This is a genomic window from Serratia sp. TSA_105.2 (assembly GCF_052692115.1).
Genome location: NZ_JBQZFT010000002.1, coordinates 785,429 through 809,150, shown reverse-complemented (window position 1 = coordinate 809,150; position 23,722 = coordinate 785,429). Strand labels below are relative to the sequence as shown.

Annotated in this window: 21 protein-coding genes; 11 read left to right on the top strand and 10 right to left on the bottom strand. The window is 58.0% G+C overall.

The features are described from left to right. Window positions 1-195 precede the first annotated feature (195 nt). From cyoE to ACUTSC_RS10265, 7 genes are all read right to left on the bottom strand, one after another. The gene (cyoE, locus tag ACUTSC_RS10295) at window positions 196-1,086 is read right to left on the bottom strand and encodes a heme o synthase (protein WP_025301761.1); all 891 of its coding nucleotides are present in this window, start codon (window positions 1,084-1,086) and stop codon (window positions 196-198) included. Window positions 1,087-1,103: 17 nt separating this feature from the next. Next, window positions 1,104-1,442: a cytochrome o ubiquinol oxidase subunit IV gene (locus ACUTSC_RS10290; protein ID WP_063990971.1), complete on the bottom strand. Its 339-nt coding sequence runs from the start codon at window positions 1,440-1,442 to the stop codon at window positions 1,104-1,106. After that, entirely contained in the window at window positions 1,442-2,056 is a 615-nt protein-coding gene (locus tag ACUTSC_RS10285; RefSeq protein ID WP_004940367.1) for a cytochrome o ubiquinol oxidase subunit III, read from the bottom strand. The genes ACUTSC_RS10290 and ACUTSC_RS10285 overlap by 1 nt, the downstream gene beginning before the upstream one ends. Next, window positions 2,046-4,037, bottom strand: a complete 1,992-nt coding sequence (gene cyoB / locus ACUTSC_RS10280; protein WP_063990972.1) for a cytochrome o ubiquinol oxidase subunit I — start codon at window positions 4,035-4,037, stop codon at window positions 2,046-2,048. The genes ACUTSC_RS10285 and cyoB overlap by 11 nt, the downstream gene beginning before the upstream one ends. 3 nt (window positions 4,038-4,040) lie before the next feature. Then, complete coding sequence (cyoA, locus tag ACUTSC_RS10275) at window positions 4,041-4,991, bottom strand: cytochrome o ubiquinol oxidase subunit II (RefSeq protein ID WP_004940365.1); 951 nt, start codon at window positions 4,989-4,991, stop codon at window positions 4,041-4,043. A gap of 439 nt (window positions 4,992-5,430) precedes the next feature. After that, window positions 5,431-6,909, bottom strand: coding sequence for a muropeptide MFS transporter AmpG (gene ampG, locus ACUTSC_RS10270; protein ID WP_445653314.1), 1,479 nt, complete (start codon window positions 6,907-6,909; stop codon window positions 5,431-5,433). Window positions 6,910-6,960: 51 nt separating this feature from the next. Continuing rightward, entirely contained in the window at window positions 6,961-7,539 is a 579-nt protein-coding gene (locus tag ACUTSC_RS10265) for a lipoprotein (protein WP_004940363.1), read from the bottom strand. 314 nt (window positions 7,540-7,853) lie between these two features. Between ACUTSC_RS10265 and bolA the strand changes: the two genes are divergently transcribed. The 9 genes from bolA (at window position 7,854) to ACUTSC_RS10220 (ending at window position 18,506) form a co-directional block, all read left to right on the top strand. Next, window positions 7,854-8,168, top strand: a complete 315-nt coding sequence (gene bolA, locus ACUTSC_RS10260; RefSeq protein ID WP_004940361.1) for a transcriptional regulator BolA — start codon at window positions 7,854-7,856, stop codon at window positions 8,166-8,168. 366 nt (window positions 8,169-8,534) lie between these two features. Further along, entirely contained in the window at window positions 8,535-9,839 is a 1,305-nt protein-coding gene (gene tig, locus ACUTSC_RS10255; protein ID WP_004940358.1) for a trigger factor, read from the top strand. Between the two features lie 438 nt (window positions 9,840-10,277). Beyond that, window positions 10,278-10,901, top strand: a complete 624-nt coding sequence (gene clpP / locus ACUTSC_RS10250; protein ID WP_016928858.1) for an ATP-dependent Clp endopeptidase proteolytic subunit ClpP — start codon at window positions 10,278-10,280, stop codon at window positions 10,899-10,901. Window positions 10,902-11,044: 143 nt separating this feature from the next. Beyond that, window positions 11,045-12,316: an ATP-dependent protease ATP-binding subunit ClpX gene (clpX, locus tag ACUTSC_RS10245; protein ID WP_004940354.1), complete on the top strand. Its 1,272-nt coding sequence runs from the start codon at window positions 11,045-11,047 to the stop codon at window positions 12,314-12,316. A gap of 194 nt (window positions 12,317-12,510) precedes the next feature. Then, a complete protein-coding gene (gene lon, locus ACUTSC_RS10240) occupies window positions 12,511-14,865 on the top strand; it encodes an endopeptidase La (protein WP_004940352.1) in 2,355 nt (784 codons plus the stop codon). 216 nt (window positions 14,866-15,081) lie between these two features. Then, the gene (hupB, locus tag ACUTSC_RS10235; RefSeq protein ID WP_004940351.1) at window positions 15,082-15,354 is read left to right on the top strand and encodes a nucleoid-associated protein HU-beta; all 273 of its coding nucleotides are present in this window, start codon (window positions 15,082-15,084) and stop codon (window positions 15,352-15,354) included. A gap of 178 nt (window positions 15,355-15,532) precedes the next feature. Further along, the gene (gene ppiD, locus ACUTSC_RS10230; protein WP_445653313.1) at window positions 15,533-17,416 is read left to right on the top strand and encodes a peptidylprolyl isomerase; all 1,884 of its coding nucleotides are present in this window, start codon (window positions 15,533-15,535) and stop codon (window positions 17,414-17,416) included. Window positions 17,417-17,554: 138 nt separating this feature from the next. Further along, entirely contained in the window at window positions 17,555-17,938 is a 384-nt protein-coding gene (locus ACUTSC_RS10225) for a helix-hairpin-helix domain-containing protein (RefSeq protein ID WP_197766829.1), read from the top strand. 154 nt (window positions 17,939-18,092) lie between these two features. Beyond that, window positions 18,093-18,506 carry an acyl-CoA thioesterase gene (locus ACUTSC_RS10220; RefSeq protein ID WP_038876185.1) on the top strand — a complete coding sequence of 138 codons (414 nt, stop codon included), beginning with the start codon at window positions 18,093-18,095 and terminating at the stop codon, window positions 18,504-18,506. Between the two features lie 35 nt (window positions 18,507-18,541). On the opposite strand, the gene queC is transcribed toward ACUTSC_RS10220, so the two are convergent. Then, complete coding sequence (queC, locus tag ACUTSC_RS10215; protein WP_025301770.1) at window positions 18,542-19,240, bottom strand: 7-cyano-7-deazaguanine synthase QueC; 699 nt, start codon at window positions 19,238-19,240, stop codon at window positions 18,542-18,544. 115 nt (window positions 19,241-19,355) lie between these two features. Continuing rightward, window positions 19,356-21,071: an SgrR family transcriptional regulator gene (locus ACUTSC_RS10210; protein WP_197766828.1), complete on the bottom strand. Its 1,716-nt coding sequence runs from the start codon at window positions 21,069-21,071 to the stop codon at window positions 19,356-19,358. Between the two features lie 104 nt (window positions 21,072-21,175). On the opposite strand from ACUTSC_RS10210, the gene cof reads away from it, so the two are divergent. Continuing rightward, window positions 21,176-22,000: an HMP-PP phosphatase gene (gene cof, locus ACUTSC_RS10205; protein ID WP_197766827.1), complete on the top strand. Its 825-nt coding sequence runs from the start codon at window positions 21,176-21,178 to the stop codon at window positions 21,998-22,000. A 60-nt stretch (window positions 22,001-22,060) separates the two neighbouring features. Here the strand turns inward: cof and ACUTSC_RS10200 are convergent, their stop codons facing one another. Next, the gene (locus tag ACUTSC_RS10200) at window positions 22,061-23,101 is read right to left on the bottom strand and encodes a PLP-dependent cysteine synthase family protein (RefSeq protein WP_015376851.1); all 1,041 of its coding nucleotides are present in this window, start codon (window positions 23,099-23,101) and stop codon (window positions 22,061-22,063) included. A 122-nt stretch (window positions 23,102-23,223) separates the two neighbouring features. Between ACUTSC_RS10200 and ACUTSC_RS10195 the strand changes: the two genes are divergently transcribed. Further along, entirely contained in the window at window positions 23,224-23,685 is a 462-nt protein-coding gene (locus ACUTSC_RS10195; RefSeq protein ID WP_004940330.1) for an Lrp/AsnC family transcriptional regulator, read from the top strand. The last annotated feature ends 37 nt before the right edge of the window (window positions 23,686-23,722 follow it).

Below are 23,722 nucleotides of genomic sequence, written 5' to 3'. Positions count from 1 at the left end.
AAACCTCGGTAAAAACCATGCCATCAGACGTTGCGACAGCGCCTGATGGCATGATTTCTGTAAAGCTGCGTCATTTTAGTGTGCAGGGCAGGGGGGGTAAATCGAATGTTGTTTAACAGATATTACAGTTCGGCCGCTTTTCGGCGTGACAAATAAAATGGGCCGCAAAAGCGGCCCATTCACAGATGATTTGGCTTACCAAACGTAGGTCACCAGCGCTTCAGGCGCCGCCGTGGCGCTGAAGTCGATCGACATCATCACGCTCAGCGAGGTGATGGCGACGATGGAGAACACGAACAGTTTACGCGCCCAGACGCTGTCGTTTTCGGTCTTGTAACCGCGCAGCGCCATGCCGAGCCACCATACGCTCACCGCCGCAGCGACGATCAGGTACTTGTAGCCAGCATAACCTACCAGGGTCAGCATCAGCGTGGCGATCATAAATGCTAGGATGTAGACCGTGATGTGGTTCTTGGCGACGGAAATACCTTTCACCACCGGCAGCACCGGAATGTTGGCCGCCTGGTAATCTTTAAAGCGGAAGATAGCGATCGCATAAGAATGCGGCATCTGCCACAGGCTAAAGATAGCCAGCAGGATCAACGCGCCGGCGTCGAACTCGTTGGTCACCGCGCAGTAGCCGATAACCGGCGGCGCGGCGCCGGACAGGCTGCCGATCAGCGTGCCGTAGACCGAATGGCGTTTCATGTACAGGCTGTAAACGCCGACATAAACCACGAAGCCCATCACCGCCAGCCACATGGCCAGCGGGTTGGCCGCGATATACAGCAACGCAAAGCCCACAATACCCAAAGCGGTCGCATAAACCAGGGTGACACTCGGCGCGATCAGGCCTTTTACCAGCACCCGATTCTTCGTTCTCTCCATTTTCTTGTCGATGTCGCGGTCGATGTAGTTGTTAAACACACAGCCCGACGCGACCACCAACGAGACACCCACCAGGGTGGCGAGAAACAGGGGATAGTCGATGCTCCCTTTGGAAGCGAGCAGGAATCCCCCAACGACAGAAATTAAATTGCCGAAAATAATTCCTGGTTTAGTGACTTGCAGGTATTGCTTAATCATCACGTGCAGCTCAGCTCTTAATCGACCATCATATTGATGTTGAGGTTGTACATAATCCAGAGTGAACCTACAACAACGATACCGATGATCATAGCGGTGAACAGCAATGCCACCAGGTTCCAGCGCTCTTCCGATGAGGTGTTCATGTGCAGGAAGTAAACCAGGTGAACAATCACCTGGATAACCGCCATACCGACAACAACCGCCAGGATGGTGGAATGAGAGGCGGAGCCGTTCATTACCATCGCAAATGGAATTACCGTCAGGATAATCGACAGGATAAAGCCGACCAGGTATGACTTCACGCTGCCGTGGCTTGCGCCGCCGTGAGAGGTTTCATGGGATGAATGGCTCATTACATAACCCCCAGCAGGTAGACAACGGTAAATACGCAGATCCAGACCACGTCCAGGAAGTGCCAGAACAGGCTCAGGCACATCAGGCGGGTTTTGTTGGTCGCGGTCAGGCCGAACTTGCTCACCTGAATCATCAGCACGATGATCCAAATCAGGCCGGAAGTCACGTGCAGACCGTGGGTGCCGACCAGCGCGAAGAAGCTGGACAGGAACGCGCTGCGATCCGGACCGAAGCCTTCGGCGATCAGGTGATGGAATTCATAGATTTCCATCGCCACGAAGCCCAGACCAAACAGGAAGGTCAGGAACAGCCAGGTGTTTACACCGCCAACTTTACCCTTGTTCATGGCGATCATCGCCATGCCGTAGGTGATGGAGCTGAACAACAGCAGGAAAGTTTCGACCAGGACAAACTTCAGGTCGAAGATGTCTTTGCCTGAGGGACCGCCAGCGGTCCCGTTCACCAGGACTGCATAAGTCGCGAACAAGCTCGCAAACAAAATACAGTCGCTCATCAGGTAGATCCAGAATCCGAAGACTTTGGTCTCTCCCGCGTCGTGGTGCCCATGCTCTGCATGGGCTGCGTTATGATTGGTCAGAGTTTCAGTTGACATGGTTCACGCCTGCTTTACGGATTTGTTCGTAGTGTTGGTTCTCAATGCGCTCGATTTCATCAACCTGCACATAGTAGTCAACATCGTGATCGAAGCTCTTGCCGATCCAGACAACGATCATACCGATGAAGCCGGCCAGAGCCATCCACCAGATTTCCCAAATCATTGCGAAACCGAAGACCAGGCTGAAGAAGGCGATGATAACGCCGGCGCCGGTGTTCTTAGGCATATGAATCGGTTCGTATTTAGCCGGTTTCTTATACGCTTCGCCTTTTTCTTTCATGTCCCAGAATTCATCACGGTCATGAATCTGTGGCACTACGGCAAAGTTATAGAACGGCGGTGGAGAAGACGTTGACCACTCCAGAGTACGAGCACCCCATGGGTCACCGGTCAGATCGCGGTTCTGTTCGCGGTCACGGATACTGACGAAGATCTGAATCAGCTGGCACAGGATGCCGCAGGCGATCAGCGCCGCACCGCCGGCTGCAACCAGCAGCAGAGGGTGGAACTCAGGGTTGATGTTCTGGCTGATACGACGGGTCATGCCCATAAAGCCCAATGCGTACAGCGGCATGAAGGCGGTGAAGAAGCCGATGATCCAGAACCAGAACGCGCGGATGCCCCATTTTTCGTTCAGCGTGAAGCCGAAGGATTTCGGGAACCAGTAGGTCAGGCCCGCGAAGCAACCGAACACCACGCCGCCGATGATGACGTTGTGGAAGTGAGCGATCAGGAACAGGCTGTTGTGCAGCACGAAGTTCGCACCCGGCACCGCCAGCAGAACGCCGGTCATACCACCCACGGAGAAGGTGATGATGAAGCCAACGGTCCACAGCATCGCGGAGTTGAGCTTGATACGGCCCTGATACATGGTGAACAGCCAGTTGAAGATTTTCACCCCGGTCGGGATGGAAATGATCATGGTGGCGATACCGAAGAAGGCGTTAACGTTCGCGCCGGACCCCATGGTGAAGAAGTGGTGCAGCCAGACGATGAACGACAGAACGGTGATCGCGATGGTTGCCCATACCAGTGAGGTATAGCCGAACAGGCGTTTTCTGGAGAAGGTCGCGGTGACTTCGGAGAACACGCCGAACACCGGCAGAACCAGGATATACACCTCTGGGTGACCCCAGGCCCAAATCAGGTTGATGTACATCATCATGTTGCCGCCCATATCATTGGTGAAGAAATGGGTGCCCAGATAGCGATCCAGGGTCAGCAGCGCGATGGTGACGGTCAGAATTGGGAAAGAAACGATGATCAGGACGTTGGTACACAGAGCCGCCCAGGTGAACACCGGCATCTTCATCAGAGGCATGCCAGGGGCACGCATCTTCAGAATGGTGGCGAAGAAGTTCACGCCGGTCAGCAGGGTACCCAGACCGGAAATTTGCAGGCTCCAGATCCAGTAATCGACCCCGACGCCAGGACTGTACTCTTTACCCGACAGCGGCGGATACGCCAGCCAACCGGTCTGAGCGAACTCACCGACCCCCAGGGAGATGTTGATCAGCACAACGCCCACCACGAAGAACCAGAAGCTCAGGGAGTTCAGGAACGGGAAGGCGACGTCGCGTGCACCGATTTGCAACGGCACCACGACGTTCATCAGGCCGACCACGAAAGGCATCGCCATGAAGAAGATCATGATAACGCCGTGCGCGGTGAAGATCTGATCGTAGTGGTGCGGCGGCAGGAACCCGGCTTCGCCGGCGGACGCCAACGCCTGCTGGCTACGCATCATGATGGCGTCGGCGAAGCCGCGCAGCAGCATGACCATCGCCACGATGATGTACATGATACCAATTTTTTTATGGTCGACCGAAGTCAGCCATTCGCTCCACAGCCACTTCCATTTGCCGAAATATGTCAGCAGCGCCAGCACTGCCAGGCCCCCGACAATAATTGCGGCTACGGTGACCATGATGATCGGTTCGTGGTACGGAACCGCATCAAGTGTTAATTTTCCCAACATCAGTTATTCCTCGGCTCCGGCGTGAGCAGCATGTTCACCCATGTCCATACCTTGGCTCATGTCCATGCCTTCGTGCGCGCCAGCGCCCTTGTGCATATCCATGTCGCCCATGAATTTGGCAATTGTTTCTTTGAACAAATTCGGTTTGACAGCGGCAAAGTACTCAACCGGGTTGTTTTCACTCGGCTCTGCCAGTTTGTTAAAGTCGTCGGTGGTGTTCAGATTTTTAGACGATGCCTTCACCTTGGCCACCCACTGATCGAAGTCGCCTTCGGTCGGGGTAACGATCGCGGTGAATTTCATACCGGAGAAGCCTGCGCCGCTGTAGCTGCTGGAGATGCCCTTGTAGGCACCGGCTTCGTTGCCGATCAGGTGCAGTTTGGTCTGCATGCCGGCCATCGCATAAATCTGTCCACCCAACTGCGGGATAAAGAACGAGTTCATTACCGAGTTAGAGGTGATCTTGAATTCGACTGGAACATCTTTCGGGAAAGCCAGCTCATTAACGGTCGCAATGCCTTGTTCCGGGTAGATGAACAGCCATTTCCAGTCGAGCGACACCACTTCGATCGTCATCGGCTTCTTGTCGGTGACAATCGGCTTGAACGGGTCGAGTTCGTGGGTGGTCTTCCAGGTAATGGTGCCAAGGATGGCGATGATAATGATAGGAATGGTCCAGACGACCGCTTCGATCTTGTTGGAGTGGGCCCAGTTCGGACTGTACTTGGCGTCTTTGTTGGAAGCGCGATACTTCCAGGCAAAGGCGAACGCCATGAAGATAACTGGCACCACCACGATCAACATCAACGCGATTGCAGTGATAATCAGTGTCCGTTGCTCAACACCAATTGCTCCTTTGGGATTCATCAAAACCATATCGCAGCCACTGAGCAATACAGTGCCTGCGATTAATGACAGCATCCCAATACTTTTATTGTATTTCTTAAGTCTCATCTAACGACCTCAATAACAAAGGCTCAATTGTCGTTTCATGTGTGCGGGCATTTTACGGGAAGGTTGCAGTACTGTAAACATGCTTAAGGGAGTGTCAGCGGCTTGTTGACACTTTCTGTTAAGGGGGTCACAGATGTAACCCTGCGTGACAATTTACCAATGACAACAACGCGTTGGCACGCTGAATCGTGACGAGCAGTCCGTATGTTAAGGAAAACTAAAGGTATGATGAATTTGGCGAAGAAATGCGCGGCGGGGAAATACGCAGAAAAGGTTTATTTAATGTAAAATAATTGTGTCTTAAAGGTGAATTTAATTTTATTTCCGAGCGCGGCAGTCGGATAAAAAAATAATTTCCGCGCCGATTATCTTTTTTAGCGAAATAAATATACCCCCGGATCGCTTTTTTTTCGGCCGGCGAAATCACCGGCCGGTCAGATTATGCCAAACGGGTGCGGCGCAGGGCCAGGTAATCCAGCGCGCTGCCCATCGCGACGCCGAGCAGGCTCAGCGCGGCGCCGACCTGCAGCAGCCGATCGGCCATCAGCGGTGCCTGCGTCCAGTCCAGCGCATTGGCGATCAGCAACAGCAACCACAGGCCCAACAGCGAACAGCCTAGCGTCAGCAAGCGCAGCGCCCAACGGTAAGATTCTGAAAACTCGGTGCGCGGCATAAAGTCGCCATGCTGCTGGGTGTGCTCCAGCGTCTGGCGGCAGATGCCGAGCAACAGCAAGCCGGGCAGGGCGGCGGCGATAGAGAACAGGTAGAACAACGGCCAACCGTGGGCTTCGACGAACCAGCCGGCGATCGGGCCGACATAGACGCGCCCCACGGCGGACAGCGCCGACAGCAGCGCGAACTGGGTGGCGGAGAACGAACGGTTGCACAGCGTCATCAGCAGCGCGACGAAGGCTGCGGTGCCCATGCCGCCGCACAGGTTTTCGAGGAAGATGGCGCTGCCCATGGTGAGTAGGCTCTTGTCGGTCACCGCCAGGATCCAATACCCGAGGTTGGAGACCGCCTGCAGGACACCGAACAGCATCAGTGCGCGGAACAGGCTGAGACGCTGCATCAGCACGCCGCCGAACAGGGCACCGACGATGGTGGCAAACAGGCCGAGGGTTTTGTTCACCAGCCCGACTTCACCGGCGTCGAACCCCACGCCGCGGATCAGAAACGTGGTGCTCAGGCTGCCGGCGAAGGCGTCGCCCATTTTATACATCACGATCAGCAGCAGGATCAGCCAGGCGTTGTTGCGGCCGAAGAAATCGCGCAGCGGCGCGACGACCGCCTGTTCCATGGTGCGCGGTGCCGGGATGCTTTCGTCCGGCTCCGGTGCCAGCAGCGTGGCGGCCACGCCGATCAGCATCAATCCGGCCATCAGCCAGTAGGTGGCTTGCCAGCCGAAATAGCGATCCGCCAGCCACAGCGCCAGGCCACCGGAAACCAGCATTGCCAGCCGGTAGCCCAGCACCGAGATCGCTGCACCCGCCCCGCGCTCTTCGGCTTTCAGCAGGTCGGTCTTGTAGGCGTCGAACACGATATCTTGCGAGGCGGAGCAGAACGCCACCAGCACCGCCAACGCCGCCAGCCACCACAGGTGCTGCGCGGGCTGCATAAAGCCCATCGCCACGATCGCTACCACCAGCAGCAGCTGGCTGATCAGCAGCCAACCGCGCCGCCGCCCAAGGAACGGTGGGGTATAGCGGTCCATGAACGGCGACCAGAGGAATTTGAAGACGTAGGCCTGGCCCACCAGCGAGAAGATGCCGATGGTTTTCAGATCGATATTTTCGACGGTCATCCAGGCTTGCAGCGTGCCGGAGGTCAATGCCAGCGGCAGACCCGACGCGAAGCCCAGCAGCAGCAGAATGGCGGAGTTACGCTGGGTGAAGATGTTCAGATAGTGTTTCGACATGAGTTCCCTGTCTGTGCCGCCCGATCCGCCGGGCGGCACAAGGCGCGGTGATTAGCGCGCGTTTTGCTTGATGAAATCGTTGACGCTGGTGTCCTGGGCCATGTCGGCGATCACGTCGCCCAGCACGGAGTTGACGGCGTCGGTGATCTTCTCGTTGGTCGCCGTGAAGGCGCCCTGCACGTTATAGGTCGAGCGGTAATTCTTCACCTGCTTGTTGCCGTTCTTCGCCTGGGCGATGATCGAGATGTCGGCTTTGGTGGTGATGTTGTAGCGCAGGTTACCTTCGGCGACGTCCGCGTACAGATTATTTACGACGATCTGCAGCGCCACCGGGCCGTCGGCGCCGATCATGTAGCCGCGAGCACCCATCTGTTTCTCCAGCACTTCCTGCAACAGGAAACGCAGATCGCGCGATGGCGTCAGCGTGACCAGTTGGCCGTCGCGATTCACCTTGGCCAGCGCCTGATCGGTGCGCTGATCCGCGCCGTTGATGCTGACGGTGATGCCCTGCAGGGTAGGATCCTGCTGCGGCAGAACGATTTTCGGCGTGACGTTCAGGGTGTTGCTGCTGGTCGCGCAGCCAGCCAGCAGCAGGGCGGCCAGCAAAGGAAGACAAAGTTTCTTTAACATGTTTTCTGTCTCATTCTCGATGGATTTAGCAATAATCAGAGCGGGATAGCCGACAACAAATTGCCGACATCATAGCATCGCCGCCGTGCGGTGGAAGCGCGGAAGGCGCCTGAGTGACAAATTTTTACCTGCCGTTGATAAAAACACGCTTTTTTGGCCCGCTCAATCGGATAATCCCCCAAGCGACGGGGATGGCGCTCATCATTTGACCGCAGAAAAGAGAAATTTGTCCCGGCGATGGTCTAAACGGGGGAAAACCGGCTAATATTGAACTAGATGGGCACGGTCCTCTGCCGGTGTTGTAAGGAGATCCTATGATTCGCGAGCAAATAGAAGCAAAGTTAAGGGCGGCGTTTGAGCCCGCGTATCTGGAAGTCGTTGATGAAAGCTATCGTCATAACGTTCCGGCGGGTTCAGAAAGCCATTTCAAAGTGGTATTGGTCAGCGATCGCTTCGTCGGCGAACGTTTTTTGACGCGCCACCGCTCCATCTACGGCGTGTTGTCGGAGGAGCTGGCGGACGGCGTACACGCGCTGGCGCTGCACACCTATACGCTCAAGGAGTGGGAAGGGTTGCAGGATACCGTGCCGGCCTCGCCGCCGTGCCGCGGCGCCGGGACGCTGGCCTGAGGGGGAAATTTTCAGGTATCAGTGGAACTTTGCCCTTGAATTAGGGTATTACTACTGACGAATTTTGAAACGGCCTGCGGGCCGTTTCTGTTTTTGACGACGACACGGCCGATGCGCAATATGGCCAACGTTCGGTCTGTTTTGGCGGCCTTTTGGCGATCGAATCGGCAAAAGTGTGAGTTTTAGCGCGCCTGCGCCGCCTAGCTTTCCTCGACTCGCCATGCATGCGCCGCTATAATGTCGCGTCTTATTTTTCCGGAATGGTTTCGGGACGCTTCTGTCATCAGGGAACTCGGTTCTTATTGTAGCCGTCCTGGTTCTTGGAACGGAGTTGACCGAGCACTGTGATTTTTTTGAGGTAACAAGATGCAAGTTTCAGTAGAAACCACTCAAGGCCTTGGGCGCCGTCTCTCTATTACTGTACCGGCTGATACTATCAAGCAGGCGGTGAAGAAAGAGCTGATCAACGCAGCGAAAAGCGTGCGTATCGACGGCTTCCGCAAAGGCAAAGTGCCGATGAACATCGTGGAACAGCGTTACGGCGCTTCTGTTCGTCAGGACGTGCTGGGCGAAGCGATGCAGCGCAGCTTCGTTGACGCGATCATCAAAGAAAAGATTAATCCGGCCGGCGCACCAAACTACGTGCCGGGCGAGTACAAAGAAGGTGAAGACTTCACTTTCGCCGTTGAGTTCGAAGTGTATCCAGAAGTTGAGCTGAAAGGCCTGGAAAACATCGAAGTTGAAAAACCTGTGGTTGAAGTGAACGACGAAGACGTCGACGCGATGCTGGATACCCTGCGCAAGCAGCAGGCGACCTGGAAAGAAACCGATCGCGCAGCGGAAGCTGAAGATCGCGTGACCGTTGACTTCACCGGATCTATCGACGGTGAAGAGTTCGAAGGCGGCAAAGCGTCCGACTTCGTACTGGCAATGGGCCAGGGCCGCATGATCCCAGGCTTCGAAGAAGGTCTGGTCGGCCACAAAGCGGGCGAAGAGTTCTCCATCGACGTGAACTTCCCGGAAGATTACCACGCGGAAAACCTGAAGGGCAAAGCGGCCAAATTCGCTATCGTGCTGAAGAAAGTTGAAGAGCGCGAGCTGCCGGAACTGACCGAAGAGTTCATCAAGCGTTTCGGCGTGGCGGACGGTTCCGTTGCCGGCCTGCGCACCGAAGTTCGCAAGAACATGGAACGCGAGCTGAAAGGCGCCGTGCGTAACCGCATCAAGTCTCAGGCGATCGACGGCCTGGTGAGCGCGAACGAAATCGACGTGCCAGCTGCCCTGATCGACGGCGAAATCGACGTACTGCGTCGTCAGGCTGCACAGCGTTTCGGCGGCAACGAGAAGCAAGCGCTGGAACTGCCACGCGAGCTGTTCGAAGAGCAAGCGAAGCGCCGCGTAGTGGTTGGCCTGCTGCTGGGTGAAGTGATCAGCACCAACGATCTGAAAGCTGACGAAGACCGCGTGAAGACGCTGATCGAAGAAATGGCTTCTGCCTACGAAGATCCGAGCGAAGTCATCGAGTTCTACAGCAAAAACAAAGAGCTGATGAACAACATGCGCAACGTGGCTCTGGAAGAGCAAGCGGTTGAAGCCCTGCTGGCAAAAGCGAAAGTGACTGAAAAAGCCACTACCTTCAGCGAGCTGATGAACCAGACTCAACAGGCGTAATGCCGGCGTGCCGGGCGCGATGAACGGCGCCCCCGGTTTCGCCTGGCGAACCGGCGCACGATGAAAAAGCCCGCAACCTGAGGTTGCGGGCTTTTCTTTTTGCCACGTTGCTGATTAATCTCAGGTTAAGCGGGGCAATATGCACTATATTTACCCTGTTGCCTGGGGAACTGGCTGGCATGATAACGGTCAGATTAACGGCATCGTTTTCGGCGCGCGGAGAAAATCGGCCCCTGGGCTTGAAATCGCGTCGGGATCCCCCAATCTGTAAAGAATGATTCTGGGGCTGTTTGCCAAAGTGCGCGGGATGAAATAACCGTCGGGTACGTGTGGCGCGGGTCGAATGCTTGAGCATAGTCATCATGGCCGTTCTCAAGTAGAATCGGCGTATTAGGGTGACACCCTGGCCGCCAAGGCAATTTCTATTAGGAGACGGTAATGTCATACAGTGGCGAACGAGATCAATTTGCACCGAACATGGCGCTGGTGCCGATGGTGGTAGAGCAGACTTCACGTGGGGAGCGTTCTTACGACATCTATTCCCGCCTGCTGAAAGAGCGCATCATTTTCCTGACCGGCCAGGTGGAAGATCACATGGCCAACCTGATCGTGGCGCAAATGCTGTTCCTCGAAGCGGAAAGCCCGGAAAAAGACATTTTCCTCTACATCAACTCGCCGGGCGGGGTGATCACCGCGGGCATGTCGATTTACGACACCATGAAGTTCATCAAGCCGGACGTCAGCACCATCTGTATGGGCCAGGCGTGCTCGATGGGCTCCTTCCTGCTGACCGCGGGTGCCAAAGGCAAACGTTTCTGCCTGCCGAACTCGCGCGTGATGATTCACCAGCCGCTGGGCGGCTACCAGGGCCAGGCGACGGACATCGAAATCCACGCGCGTGAAATCCTCAAGGTGAAAGCGCGCATGAACGAACTGATGGCCGAACATACCGGCCAGCCGCTGGAGCAGATCGAGCGCGACACCGAGCGCGATCGCTTTATGACCGCGGAAGAAGCCGTGGAATACGGCCTGGTTGACGGCATTCTGACACACCGCAGCTAGAACCACGCGGCGCCGATGGACTATAGTAATCAGAGTGGGCAGGGGCTCGCTCTGTTGTGGCCCCTCGGCGTTCCCGATATGAGTTTGGGCGCACTGCCGCCGTGATTTTCCTGCGGGACAAGACTAAAGAAGAGGTTTGACTGATGACAGATAAGCGCAAAGACGGTTCAGGAAAGCTGCTGTACTGCTCTTTTTGCGGCAAAAGCCAGCATGAAGTGCGTAAGCTGATTGCCGGGCCGTCAGTGTATATCTGCGATGAATGTGTCGATCTGTGTAACGACATTATTCGCGAAGAGATTAAAGAAGTTGCCCCGCATCGTGAGCGCAGTGCGCTGCCGACGCCGCACGAAATTCGCCACCACCTGGATGACTACGTCATCGGCCAGGAGCAGGCGAAGAAAGTGCTGGCGGTTGCGGTGTACAACCACTACAAACGCCTGCGCAACGGCGATACCAGCAATGGTATCGAGTTGGGCAAGAGCAACATCTTGCTGATCGGCCCGACCGGCAGCGGTAAAACCCTGCTGGCGGAAACGCTGGCGCGCTTCCTGGACGTGCCGTTCACCATGGCCGACGCCACCACGCTGACCGAAGCCGGTTACGTGGGCGAGGACGTGGAAAATATTATCCAGAAGCTGTTGCAAAAATGTGACTATGACGTGCAGAAAGCGCAGCGCGGCATCGTTTATATCGATGAAATCGATAAGATTTCCCGCAAGTCCGATAACCCGTCGATCACGCGTGACGTCTCGGGTGAAGGCGTGCAGCAGGCGCTGCTGAAGCTGATTGAAGGCACCATCGCCGCGGTTCCGCCGCAGGGTGGGCGCAAGCATCCGCAACAAGAGTTCCTGCAGGTTGACACCTCCAAGATCCTGTTTATCTGCGGCGGCGCATTCGCCGGCCTGGATAAGGTGATCGGCCAGCGCGTCAACACCGGCTCTGGCATCGGCTTCGGCGCGACCGTCAAGGGCGAGTCCGAGAAGGCGACCGAAGGCGAACTGCTGCTGCAGGCCGAACCGGAAGACTTGATCAAGTTCGGTCTGATCCCTGAGTTCATCGGCCGTCTGCCGGTGGTGGCGACCCTGAGCGAGCTGAGCGAAGACGCGCTGATTCAGATTCTGAAAGAGCCGAAGAACGCCCTGACCAAGCAGTATCAGGCGCTGTTCAACCTGGAAGGCGTGGAGCTGGAGTTCCGCGACGAAGCGCTGAACGCCATCGCCAAGAAAGCCATGGCGCGCAAAACCGGCGCCCGCGGCCTGCGTTCCATCGTGGAAGGCGCGCTGCTCGACACCATGTACGATCTGCCGTCGATGGACAGCGTAGACAAAGTGGTGATCGACGAGTCGGTCATCGCCGGCCAATCCAAGCCGCTGCTGATTTACGGCAAGCCGGAAGCCCAGGCGTCTGGTGAATAATTAACCAGTCAAACCAGAGCGTTATCAGCAAAATGGGGGATTTCATCCCCCATTTCTTTTTCCTGCATTCTTGCCGTTGAATGTAAGCGATTCATCCCCATATACTCATTAACCAGATTTTATGAAACGTTAGATGCTTGCGTCTCATGAGATTCCCCCTCAACCTGGCGGAAATTAAACTAAGAGAGAGCTCTATGAACCCTGAGCGTTCCGAACGCATTGAAATCCCCGTCCTGCCATTGCGCGACGTGGTGGTTTATCCGCACATGGTGATCCCGTTATTTGTTGGCCGGGAAAAATCGATTCGGTGCCTCGAAGCCGCAATGGATCACGATAAGAAGATCATGCTGGTGGCACAGAAAGAGGCCTCAACGGATGAACCTGGCATTAACGACTTGTTCTCGGTTGGCACCGTAGCGTCGATCCTGCAGATGCTGAAGCTGCCGGACGGCACGGTAAAAGTGCTGGTCGAGGGGCTGCAGCGCGCGCGCATCACTACGCTGTCCGACAGCGGTGAGCATTTCGCCGCGCAGGCGGAATACCTTGAGTCGCCGGCGATCGACGAGCGCGAGCAGGAAGTGCTGGTGCGCACCGCGATTAATCAGTTTGAAGGCTATATCAAGCTGAACAAAAAAATCCCGCCGGAGGTGCTGACTTCACTGAACAGCATCGACGACGCCGCGCGCCTGGCGGACACCATTGCCGCCCACATGCCGCTGAAACTCAGCGACAAGCAGTCGGTGCTCGAGATGTCCGACATCACCGAACGTCTGGAATACCTGATGGCGATGATGGAATCGGAGATCGACCTGCTGCAGGTCGAGAAACGTATCCGCAACCGCGTCAAGAAGCAGATGGAGAAGAGCCAGCGCGAGTACTATCTGAATGAGCAGATGAAGGCAATTCAGAAAGAACTGGGCGAGATGGACGATGCGCCGGACGAGCACGAAGCGCTGAAGCGCAAGATTGATGCGGCGAAAATGCCGAAAGAGGCGCGCGAGAAAACCGAAGCGGAACTGCAAAAGCTGAAGATGATGTCGCCGATGTCGGCGGAAGCGACCGTGGTGCGCGGTTACATCGACTGGATGCTGCAGGTGCCGTGGAATGCGCGCAGCAAGGTGAAAAAAGACCTGAACAAGGCGCAGGAAGTGCTCGATACCGATCACTACGGCCTGGAGCGCGTCAAGGATCGCATCCTCGAGTACCTCGCGGTGCAGAGCCGCGTCAGCAAGATCAAGGGGCCGATCCTGTGTCTGGTGGGGCCGCCGGGCGTGGGTAAAACCTCGCTGGGGCAGTCGATCGCCAAAGCGACCGGTCGCCAGTACGTGCGCATGGCGCTGGGCGGCGTGCGTGACGAAGCGGAAATCCGCGGTCACCGTCGTACCTACATCGGTTCGATGCCGGGTAAACTGATCCAGAAGATGGCCAAGGTTGGGGTGAAGAACCCGCTGTTCCTGCTGGATGAGATCGACAAGATGTCTTCGGACATGCGCGGCGATCCGGCCTCCGCTCTGCTGGAGGTGCTGGATCCGGAACAGAACGTGGCGTTCAACGACCACTACCTGGAAGTGGATTACGATCTGTCCGACGTGATGTTCGTCGCCACCTCGAACTCGATGAACATTCCTGCGCCGCTGTTGGACCGTATGGAAGTGATCCGCCTGTCGGGTTACACCGAGGACGAGAAGCTCAACATTGCCAAGCAGCACCTGCTGCCGAAGCAGCTTGAGCGCAACGCGCTGAAAAAAGGCGAGCTGACGGTGGACGACAGCGCCATCATCGGCATCATTCGCTTCTACACCCGCGAAGCCGGGGTGCGTAGCCTGGAGCGTGAAATCTCCAAGCTGTGCCGTAAAGCGGTGAAAACGCTGCTGATGGACAAGAAGCGCAAGCATATCGAGATCAACGGCGACAACCTGAAGGATTACCTGGGCGTGCAGCGCGTCGATTACGGCCGTGCGGATACCGAAAACCGCGTGGGTGAAGTCACCGGGCTGGCGTGGACGGAAGTGGGCGGCGATCTGCTGACCATCGAAACCGCCTGCGTGCCGGGCAAAGGCAAGCTGACCTACACCGGTTCCCTGGGTGAAGTGATGCAGGAATCGATTCAGGCGGCGCTGACCGTGGTGCGCGCGCGCGCGGAGAAATTGGGCATCAATGCCGATTTCTACGAGAAACGCGACATCCACGTGCACGTGCCGGAAGGGGCAACGCCGAAAGACGGCCCGAGCGCCGGTATCGCGATGTGCACCGCGCTGGTCTCCTGCCTGACCGGCAACCCGGTACGCGCCGATGTGGCGATGACCGGCGAGATCACGCTGCGCGGTCAGGTGTTGCCAATCGGCGGCCTGAAAGAGAAGCTGTTGGCGGCGCATCGCGGCGGCATCAAAACCGTGCTGATCCCTTACGAGAACAAGCGCGATCTGGAAGAGATTCCGGACAATGTTATCGCCGATCTGGAGATTCATCCGGTGCAGCGAATCGATGAAGTTTTGAACATTGCGTTGCAAAACCCGGCCTTCGGCGCACTGCCGGTAGCGGCAAAATAGTGACGAATCGCAAAAACCATTGATAAAACTTATACTGGCAAGCCATTTCGGACTTGCCAGTATTTTTTTGTACCGCTAAGTTAGATCTCTGTCGGCCCGCGTTTTGCCACCCAGTCGGTGGCTTGCCAAGGTTCGATGGGATTGATATAACAGCTGCGCTGTCGCAACCGTAGGGATTTTTCGGTGCGACGATAGAATTCTAGAGGGGATGATAGAGTGAATAAGTCACAACTGATCGACAAGATTGCCGCAGGTGCTGATATTTCCAAAGCGGCAGCGGGACGTGCTTTAGACGCAGTAATCGCTTCCGTTACCGACTCTCTGAAAGCAGGGGATGACGTGGCTCTGGTAGGTTTCGGTTCCTTCACCGTGCGTGAACGTTCGGCTCGTACCGGCCGTAACCCGCAGACCGGTAAAGAGATCAAAATCGCGGCAGCCAAAGTACCGGCCTTCCGTGCAGGGAAAGCGCTGAAAGACGCTGTAAACTGATTTAGCGTCTAACCGTTTAGCGTAACAGGGTTTTGTAATAAACAATCACCTGACGCAGCGGTGCTGGTAAGGTAAGATACAAGGCGCATCGGATTGATGCGCTTTTTTTATTTTTGTCGCAGGGAACGCGCCTGCACAAGGGTTGTTAATCCACATCACAGCGGAGTGTTGTCACACTATGATGGACAATTTACGCGCGGCTGCTAATCACGTCGTGCTCAAAATCATCCTGGCCCTGATCATCCTGTCATTCGTTCTGACCGGGGTGGGTAACTACCTGATCGGCGGCTCCGGCGATTATGCTGCGAAAGTAAATGGTCAGACGATCGAACGCGCTCAGCTGGAACAGGCTTTCCAAAGCGAGCGTAGCCGCATGCAGCAGCAGCTGGGTGACCAGTTCTCCGCGCTGGCCGGCAACGAAGGCTACATGCAGCAGATGCGCCGTCAGGTGTTGTCCCAGTTGATCGACAACATGCTGCTCGACCAGTACGCCAAGAAGCTGGGCCTGGCGGTCAGCGACGATCAGATCAAGGACGCCATCCGCAAGGCGCCTTACTTCCAGACCAACGGCCAGTTCGATAACGCCAAATACCTCGACCTGATCGGTCGCATGGGCTACACCGCCGACAACTTCGCGCAATCGATGCGCCAGCAACTGGTCAATCAGCAGGTGATCCAGGCCTTCGGCGACTCCGGCTTCGTGCTGCCGTCCGAATCGCAAGCCATGGCGGCGCTGGTGCTGCAGGAGCGCGATGTGCGCCTGGCGACCATAGATTTGAAAGCGCTGCAGGCGAAACAGAGCGCCGGCGACGACGAACTGAAGGCGTATTACGATCAGAACAAGAACAGCTTCATCGCCCCGGAGCAGGTGAAGGTGAGCTATATCCCGCTGGACGCCGCGTCCATGCAGGACAAGGTGAAAGTGAGCGAAGAGGACATCAACGCTTACTATGACCAGCACAAGAGCAGCTACGGCCAGCCGGAGCGTAAAAACTACAGCGTGATCCAGCTGAAAACCGAGGCGGAAGCCAACGCGGTGCTGGACGAGCTGAAGAAAGGTGCTGATTTCGCCACCCTGGCGAAAGAGAAATCCACCGACATCATCTCACGCCGTACCGGCGGTGAGCTGGGCTGGCTGGAACCGGAAACCACCGCCGACGAGCTGAAGCAGGCTAACCTGACCGAGAAAGGGCAGCTCTCCGGCGTGGTGAAATCTTCCGTCGGCTACCTGATCGTGCGTTTGAACGATATCGCACCTGAGAAAGTGAAGCCGCTGAGCGAAGTGCATGACGCCATCGCCAAGCAGGTGCAGCAGGAGAAAGCGGTAGACGCGTATTACGCGCTGCAGCAAAAGGTGAGCGAAGCGGCGACCAGCGACAACGAATCTCTGGCCTCGGCTGAAGAAGCGGCCGGCGTGAAAGCGGCGCAAAGCGACTGGTTCACCCGTGACAATATTCCTGCCGCGCTGAACTTCAAGCCGGTCGTGCAGGCGATCTTCGACGGCTCGCTGATCGGCGAGAACGGCGCGCCGGACAGCAACTCCGACGTGATCACCGTAGACGGCGACCGCGCTTTCGTCGTGCGCGTGAGTGGCCACAAACCGGAAGGCATCGAACCGTTCGACCAGGTGAAAGATCGCGTGGCTGAGCTGGTGAAGCGCAACAAGGCGCTGCAGGCAGCGAAGCTGCAGGGCGAGAAGCTGCTGGTTGAGCTGAAGCAGGGCAAGGGCGACGAGGCGATGAAAGCCGCCGGCCTGAGCTTTGGCGCCGTGCAGAAGATGGCGCGCGCGCCGGAAGACAGCCAGCTGGTGGAGAGCGTGTTCGCGCTGCCGCACCCGCAGGACGGCAAACCGGTATACGGCATGTCGCAGGATCGCCAGGATAACGTGGTGCTGATCGCGCTCGATGCGGTGAAGCCAGGCACGCTGCCGGAAGACGAAATGAAAACCTTCGTCGGCAAGATGGAAGAGGGCGCGACCGGCGTTTCCTTCGATTCGCTGCTGGCGAGCCTGCGCAAAGAAGCCAAGATCAAAATGGGCGCTGCTGAGCAACAGCCTCAGTAATCGCCGCATTTTTCTGCAACGCAGTGCAACAAACAAAGGCCGCTTTCGCGGCCTTTTCCATATCTGATATCGGCCGATTGCTGAATATCCGCCGCCGCGGCAAGGTAGCCATGCTGTCACACACAAGGAGGATACAGCATGCAACATACAGAGAAAAAATCAGCGTTATCAGGTTATCAGCATCACATTAAAGCTGCGCTGACCGCGCTGCTGTTGTGCCTGGCGGGGCCGGCCGCCGCGGTGGATAAAGCCGAGGCCCCGGCACCCATGCTCTCAGCACCGGCGAGCAATGGCGGGCAACCGATGATGACCAAGGCAAGCGAGGAGGTGGCGGTCAGCATCAATCAGGCCACCGCCGAACAGCTGGCCGCCGCCCTGAGCGGCGTTGGTTTGAAGAAGGCGGAAGGCATCGTGCGCTACCGCGAGCAGAACGGGCCGTTCACCCAGATTGAGCAGTTGCAGGAGGTGCCGGGCATCGGACCGGCGCTGTTTGAGAAGAACCGCACCCGGCTGAAAATGTGATCCCGGTCGCGGCCGCGTGGCAAAATGCCGCTGAGGCCGTCACTCCTCTGCTACATTTTACAGGTCTTACCAGTTTGGCGCGTTGACCAAACGGGCGAGGGAGCCGCCGCGGCTCCCTCTTTCTGTAATCACCAGGCAGGAGCGATCGTTCCCTATGCAAACCTTTATCAAAGTTCGCGGTTATCACCTTGATGTTTACCAGCACGTTAACAACGCCCGCTATCTGGAGTTTCTGGAAGAGGCGCGCTGGGAGTGGCTGGAGAACGAGGCCGGGTTCCGCTGGATGACGGAAAACAACATCGCTTTCATCGTGGTGAACATCAATATCAATTACCGCAGCCCGGCGGTATTGGGGGATAAGCTGCGTATCGACAGCCAGATGGTGCAGCTCAACGGCAAGAGCGGGGTGCTGAGCCAAAAGGTGACGCAGGATCCGGCGGGGACGCCGGTGGCCGACGCGCTGCTGACTTTCGTGTGCGTCGATCTGAAAACGCAGCGTGCGCTGCCGATCGAAGGGGAATTGCGCGAGCACCTGGAGGCGCTCACGCCGAAGGATAATCTGCAGTAAGCTCACGGGCGGCAGAGGCTGCCGCCGTCACTGCCTCAGGCCAGAGCGGCCTTCTGTTTCAACGCCGCCATCACTTCCGCCTGGTTGGCCCGATACTGCATCAGGCCATTGGCGCGCAGGTTGCAGGCGGCACATTCGCCGCAGCCGTCACCCTTGATGCCGTTGTAGCAGGTCAGCGTATCCTGGCGCACGCGGTCCAACTGGTGGTAATAATCCGCCAGCGCCCAGGTCTCGGCCTTGTTCAGCCACATCAGCGGCGTTTCGAAGCGGATATCGCGGGCGATGCCCAGCGTCACCGCCTTGTTCAACGCTTTAACGAACTCGTCGCGGCAATCCGGATAGCCGGAGAAATCGGTTTCACACACGCCGGTGATCACCGCTTCCGCTTCCACCTGGTAGGCGTAGATCGCCGCCAGCGTCAGGAACAGGATGTTACGGCCCGGCACGAAGGTGCTCGGCAGCGCATTTTTCTGATTGGGATCGTAGGCGGGAACCGGAATATTGTCGCGAGTCAGGCTGCTGACGGCCAACTCATTGAGCAGCGTGACGTCCAGCACCTTGTGCGCCTTGGCGCCGAGGGCCACCGACAGCTCCTGAGCCACTTCAATCTCGGCGCGATGGCGCTGGCCGTAATCGAACGTGACGCAGTGAACTTCATCATACTGTTGCAATGCCTGGATCAAGCAGGTCGTGGAGTCTTGTCCACCGCTGAAAACGACAACCGCGCGCTTCATAAAATCACCTTTTTGGGCTTTGGCCTCTCCCGATACACATTCGGGCGGCAGGATAAAAATTGCGTTGCGGCGACAATAGTAGCAGAAAGGGCCGCCAGGCGCAGGGCGGTTCGGCTCAGGCCGGTGCGTCGTCCACCGGCGGTGGCAGCCACGCCTGACAAAAATCGAACCAGCCGTGGGCGGTTAGCGTGACGCCATGCATGCGCGGCGGCGCGCTGATCTGATACTGGTAGTGAAACAGCGGCGTGATGATAGCGGCGGCCATCAGCCGTTGATAATAAGCCTGCAGTTGTGCGAAGCGCGGTTGCTGCGCCTGCAGCTGCTGGATCTGCCGCAGCGTCTCCTGCTGCTGCTGCCAGCGGTTTTCCGTCAGGATGCCGCGCCACAGCGTATCCTGCCGCAGCCAGCTCTCCAGCGTCGCCTCCGGCGCCTCGCCGATCAGGTTGTCCGCCAGCAGCAGGTCGGCCTGGGCGATCTGCGCTTCGCTTTGCCAGCGCTTGCCGGCGTAGTAGCGCACCTCCAGCTCGCAGCCGTGCTGTGCGAGCAACCGCTGCAGCGCGACCGTCACCGTTTCCAGCTCGACCGGCGGCCGATACAGCAGCGTCAGCCGGGCGGGCAGGGTGACATCTTCCTCAATCCGTTGGCTGGGAATACGCCAGCCGGGCAGCATTTCATGGCTGGGGGTGATCACGCTGTTGGGGATCGGCAGACGGCTCAGCAGGCCGGACTGCTGGATCAGCATCAGCAGCTTTTGCCCCTGGGCTTCGCTCAGCACGCCGTGGCGCAGGTTCAACGCCAGATAACACCAGCCCAGGCTCATGCTGCGCTGCACCGGCCGGGCCTGCGCCAAATCGTCTTGCTGACCGATGGTGATGCGCACCGGATGCTGGCAACTGGTGTCGGCGCCGGCGGTGGGCAGGTCGGGGGTGATCCAGTATTCGATGGTGTCCAGATACGGATGCTGCAGATGGTAACCGGCGTGCTGTTCCAGCCGCACCAGCTGCGGCTCATTCAACGCCAGCTTGAACGGGCCGGCGCCGATAGTCGGCAGCTCCGGGTGGGTCATCAGGCAAGGCAGCTCCGCCAGCCGGTGGGCTAGCCAATAGTCCGCCAGGTGCAGATCGAACTGGATGCACAGCGGATGCGGCAGGCTGATGAGCGCGACGTTGGTCAGGCTGGGTTGGCTGCGCGGGTGGCGCTGCAGTTTTTCCAGCGTTTGCAGCAGCTGTTGGCCGGTCAGTGGTTCACCGTTGTGCCAGCGCAGCTGGCTGCGCAGAAAGAAGCGCCAGCGCAGGCCGTGCTCGCCGATCTGCCAGTGGTGCGCCAGATCGGGCTGCGGTTCAGGGTTACCGGTCATCAGGCGCGTTAGCCCGGCGTGCAGGGTCGATACCAGATGTTGCTCGGCGCGGCCGGTCAGTGTGAGTGGGTCGAGCGCTTCCAGCGTGCGGTAATAGGGAATGCGCAGCGTCGGGCTGCCGGCCTGCCATTGCCCGCCGAGGTGCGGGCTGAGCAGATCCTGCAGGTGCTGCGGATCGAGCTGCGCCATCTCCAGCGCCCCCTGATGGTTGCCCTGTTGCAGCAGCTGTTGCAGCAGCTGCGCGCGCAGTTCATCCGGGGTTTTCAGGCAGTGCAGGCGGGCGCGTTTGCCGCGGCCGGGCTGCGAATGCCAACTCAGCCAGCCCTGATCCTGCAGCTGTTGCACCAGCGTGCGGGCGTGCCGTTCGCTGCAGTAGAACATCGCCGCCAGCTCGCCGATGGTCACGGCGACCGGCGCGCTGCCGAGCTGTTGGTATAGGCGTTGATATTGGCTGAGACGGTGAACCAGGCGCATGGGCAGAAATCCGGAACAGTTTTCTCAAATTGTTCACTATTACTTCCGCAAATACCATCCCATACTGCACGGATTGTAATCGCGTTCACATTCAAGAGGTCCTTATGTATCGTCTGGCAGCTTTCGATATGGACGGCACGCTGTTGATGCCGGATCACCGGGTTGGCCCGGAAACGCTGGCGGTACTGAACCAGCTGGTGGAGCGGGAGATGGTGGTGACGTTCGCCACCGGGCGGCACTACCTCGACGCGCAACCGATCATGGCGCAGCTAGGGCTGCAGGGTTACCTGATCACCGGCAACGGCACGCGAGTGTATGACAACCGCGGCCAACAGCTGCACGCCACCGATTTGCCGGCGGCGGTCGCCGAAGAGGTGCTGCATCATCATTGGCGCACCCGCGCCAGCATGCATGTGTTCCGTGACGAAGGTTGGCTGACCGAGTTTCCCGTGCCGGAAGAGATGCTGCGGGCGCACCACCTGAGCGGCTTTCGTTTTCAGCTGGCCGACGTGCGCCGTCTGCCGGCGTTCGGCAACAGCAAAGTGTGCTTTGTCGCGCCGCACGAGGAGCTGCTGGCGTTGCAGGTGCATCTGCGGGCGCAACTGGGCGACGAGGCAGACCTGTGCTTTTCCGCTTACGATTGCCTGGAGGTGCTGCCGCTCGGTTGCAACAAGGGCACGGCGCTGGACCGGCTGAGCCGCCATCTGGGGTTGACGATGGCCGACTGCATGGCGTTCGGCGACGCGATGAACGACAAAGAGATGCTGGGGGCGGTGGGGCACGGCGTGGTGATGGGCAACGCCTTGCCGCAGCTGAAATCCCTGCTGCCGCAGCTACCGGTTATCGGCCATTGCCAACAGCAGGCGGTGGCCCACTATTTACAACATTGGCTGCGTTCACCTTGCCTCACCTATTCCCCCGAAGAATGAGGTTCTCCTTACAGCCGGCCGGGTATGACTACCCGGCTTTTTTTTATCCGGAGCCTGGCGTTACAAATCTGCTAGCTGCGCCAGATACGGCTGTAAATCGCCGATGTTATTGCTGACCCATTCCGGGTTGTAATAGGTATCCAGATAACGCTCGCCGCTGTCGCACAGCAGAGTGACGATCGACCCTTGCTCGCCGTTTTCCCGCATCTGTTTCGCCAACTGCAGCGCACCCCAGACGTTGGTGCCGGTGGAGGCGCCAACCTTGCGGCCGAGCACGCCTTCCAGCCAGTGAATGGTGGCGACGCTGGCGGCATCCGGCACCCGCAGCATGTTGTCGACCACCGACGGGATGAACGACGGCTCGGCGCGCGGGCGGCCAATGCCTTCGATACGGCTGCCGCAGCTGCCGATCAGGGTGCGATCGCCGTGGTGGAAGCAGTCATAGAACACTGAGTTTTCCGGATCGACCACCGTCAATTGGGTGTCGTGCCCCTGATAGCGGATGTAGCGCCCCAGCGTGGCGGAGGTGCCGCCGGTGCCGGCGCTCATCACGATGTGTTTCGGCACCGGGAAGGGTTCGCGCGCCATCTGGCGGAAGATGCTGTCGGCGATGTTGTTGTTGCCGCGCCAGTCGGTGGCGCGCTCGGCGTAGGTGAACTGATCCATATAGTGGCCGTTCAGCTCTTTGGCCAGCTGTTCGGAGGCGGCATAGATCTGGGCGGCGTGATCGACGAAGTGACAGCGGCCGCCGTAAAAGGCGATCTGCTCCACCTTGCGGCGTGCGGTGCAGGACGGCATCACCGCGATGAACGGCAGGCCGATCAGACGAGCGAAGTAGGCTTCGGACACCGCGGTGCTGCCGGAAGAGGCCTCGATGATGGTGGTGTTCTCGGTGATCCAGCCGTTGCACAGGCCATAAAGGAACAGCGAGCGCGCCAGGCGGTGTTTCAGGCTGCCGGTCGGGTGGGTGCTCTCATCCTTCAGATACAGGCAAATGCCGGGAAATGCCGGCAGGTTCAGGCGAATCAGGTGCGTATCGGCGGAGCGCTGAAAATCCGCTTCTATTTCACCGATAGCATATTTTACCCAAGAGTTTGTCATGATTTGGCCTCAGAATAGGGGGCAGGTTTATGGCGTAGCATAGCCTGTCGGCAGGAAAAAAGGATTGCCATTTTCCCTGTTTAATCGCCTAATGAGAGAAAATTTTTCTCCTGGTGGCCGCCATGTTAGATAAAACAGACCGTAAGCTGCTGTGCATGCTGCAGCAAGACTGCACCCAGTCGCTGCAGGCGCTGGCCGATGCGGTCAATTTGACCTCGACGCCGTGCTGGAAACGCCTGAAGCGCCTGGAAGACGAGGGCTATATCCGCGGCCGGGTGGCCTTGCTGGATAACGAAAAGCTCGGCCTGGGGCTGACGGCGTTCGTGCTGATCAAGACCCAGCAGCACAGCAGCGAGTGGTATCAGGCGTTTGTGCAACTGACCAGCCAGATGCCCGAGGTGCTGGCGTTCTACCGCATGGCGGGGGAGTACGACTATCTGATGCAGGTCGAAGTGGCGGACATGAAAAGCTACGACGGCTTCTATAAGCGCCTGGTGAACGGCGTACCGGGCCTCATCGACGTCACCTCGAGCTTTGCCATGGAAAAAATCAAATACACCACTGCGCTGCCGGTGCCGGAGTGAAAAGTTCACCGGACGGGCGGCTCAACGGTGGTATCCT

Bases quoted from the DNA above. Each gene is read 5' to 3' on its own strand.
- ACUTSC_RS10285 (WP_004940367.1), bottom strand. From the start codon at position 2,056: ATGTCAACTGAAACTCTGACCAATCATAACGCAGCCCATGCAGAGCAT.
- ACUTSC_RS10200 (WP_015376851.1), bottom strand. From the start codon at position 23,101: ATGACAAACTCTTGGGTAAAATATGCTATCGGTGAAATAGAAGCGGAT.
- cyoE (WP_025301761.1), bottom strand. From the start codon at position 1,086: ATGATTAAGCAATACCTGCAAGTCACTAAACCAGGAATTATTTTCGGC.
- ACUTSC_RS10195 (WP_004940330.1), top strand. From the start codon at position 23,224: ATGTTAGATAAAACAGACCGTAAGCTGCTGTGCATGCTGCAGCAAGAC.
- queC (WP_025301770.1), bottom strand. From the start codon at position 19,240: ATGAAGCGCGCGGTTGTCGTTTTCAGCGGTGGACAAGACTCCACGACC.
- cof (WP_197766827.1), top strand. From the start codon at position 21,176: ATGTATCGTCTGGCAGCTTTCGATATGGACGGCACGCTGTTGATGCCG.
- ACUTSC_RS10225 (WP_197766829.1), top strand. From the start codon at position 17,555: ATGCAACATACAGAGAAAAAATCAGCGTTATCAGGTTATCAGCATCAC.
- ACUTSC_RS10265 (WP_004940363.1), bottom strand. From the start codon at position 7,539: ATGTTAAAGAAACTTTGTCTTCCTTTGCTGGCCGCCCTGCTGCTGGCT.
- lon (WP_004940352.1), top strand. From the start codon at position 12,511: ATGAACCCTGAGCGTTCCGAACGCATTGAAATCCCCGTCCTGCCATTG.
- tig (WP_004940358.1), top strand. From the start codon at position 8,535: ATGCAAGTTTCAGTAGAAACCACTCAAGGCCTTGGGCGCCGTCTCTCT.
- cyoB (WP_063990972.1), bottom strand. From the start codon at position 4,037: ATGTTGGGAAAATTAACACTTGATGCGGTTCCGTACCACGAACCGATC.
- bolA (WP_004940361.1), top strand. From the start codon at position 7,854: ATGATTCGCGAGCAAATAGAAGCAAAGTTAAGGGCGGCGTTTGAGCCC.
- ACUTSC_RS10220 (WP_038876185.1), top strand. From the start codon at position 18,093: ATGCAAACCTTTATCAAAGTTCGCGGTTATCACCTTGATGTTTACCAG.
- ampG (WP_445653314.1), bottom strand. From the start codon at position 6,909: ATGTCGAAACACTATCTGAACATCTTCACCCAGCGTAACTCCGCCATT.
- cyoA (WP_004940365.1), bottom strand. From the start codon at position 4,991: ATGAGACTTAAGAAATACAATAAAAGTATTGGGATGCTGTCATTAATC.
- clpX (WP_004940354.1), top strand. From the start codon at position 11,045: ATGACAGATAAGCGCAAAGACGGTTCAGGAAAGCTGCTGTACTGCTCT.
- ppiD (WP_445653313.1), top strand. From the start codon at position 15,533: ATGATGGACAATTTACGCGCGGCTGCTAATCACGTCGTGCTCAAAATC.
- ACUTSC_RS10290 (WP_063990971.1), bottom strand. From the start codon at position 1,442: ATGAGCCATTCATCCCATGAAACCTCTCACGGCGGCGCAAGCCACGGC.
- ACUTSC_RS10210 (WP_197766828.1), bottom strand. From the start codon at position 21,071: ATGCGCCTGGTTCACCGTCTCAGCCAATATCAACGCCTATACCAACAG.
- clpP (WP_016928858.1), top strand. From the start codon at position 10,278: ATGTCATACAGTGGCGAACGAGATCAATTTGCACCGAACATGGCGCTG.